The sequence below is a fragment of the Streptococcus sp. DD11 genome (assembly GCF_001578865.1).
GTDB classification, from domain to species: domain Bacteria; phylum Bacillota; class Bacilli; order Lactobacillales; family Streptococcaceae; genus Streptococcus; species Streptococcus panodentis.
On the sequence record NZ_KQ969396.1, the window covers coordinates 155,154 to 156,171 of the forward strand.

Annotated in this window: 1 protein-coding gene; it reads right to left on the minus strand. The window is 49.6% G+C overall.

Features of this window, described 5'->3' with window-relative positions:
* On the minus strand, nucleotides 1-996 hold a 996-nt coding region (gene gtfA / locus STRDD11_RS10125; protein ID WP_128837323.1), incomplete at its 3' end, for a sucrose phosphorylase.
* Nucleotides 997-1,018: the final 22 nt, after the last annotated feature.

A 1,018-nucleotide genomic window follows, 5' to 3' on the forward strand; every position in this document is an offset into this window, starting at 1 on the left:
GTTGTACTCCGCTGTGGAATACTTGCGCTTAACATTGGCTCCTACCTTGTAGAGCTCATTGGTGGCAAAGTCAATCTCCTCATCGGTCAGAATATCCTTGACATCCACCACCCCAATCCCGTCATGCGTATCCAAGGTCGTGAACTGCTTCATGGGACTCATTTTCAGCCACTTGACCAAGCGCTCAGCCTTGCCGCTGTAGAGCGAGTAAAGGGTCACCATGGGCAGGGCGAAGTCGTAGACAAAGTAGCCGTGCTCCACAATCTTGAACTGGATGGAATAATGCTCATGAATCTCCGGCAGAATCTCTGTGCCAAACTGACCCGCCTGCTGCTGCACTTTTTCTAAGAGGCTCCAAATCTCCGGCTCGACAAAGAAATCATTGGTATCCAGCTTTTTGACCGCATAGGCAAAGGCATCCAGACGAATCAGGTCGCAGCCATGGGCAGCTAACTGCTGCAGGGTTGTCCTGATAAAGTCACTGGTCACCTGACTGCGCACATCCAGATCAATCTGCTCCTCTCCAAAGGTATTCCACAGGTATTCGCTGCTGCCGTCCGCAAAGACAATCTCCTGCTTGGGCGCTCGGTCCTTACGCTTATAAATCAGATCGACATCTGCCTGAGTCGGCCGATTCTCCGGCCAAAACCTGTCCCAGCTGAGAAAGAGGTCGCGGTAGGGGCTCTGATCTTTCTTTTCCTGAAAATCCTTGTAATACTTAGATTGGCGGGAGATATGATTAATCATAAAGTCAAACATGAGATAGTACTTTTCACCCAGCTTTTCTACATCCTCCCAGCCACCAAAGGCTGAATCAACTTCTTCGTAGTCCACCGGGGCAAAACCGCGGTCACCAGTCGATGGAAAGAAAGGCAGCAAGTGCACGCCTCCGACCGCATCGCCAAAGTGCTGGTCCAAATTGGCATATAAATCCTTTAAATTTTTCCCCAAGCTGTCTGAATAAGTAATCAGCATGGTCTTGTTTTGAATGGGCATGGCTACTCCTTTGCATGATTTC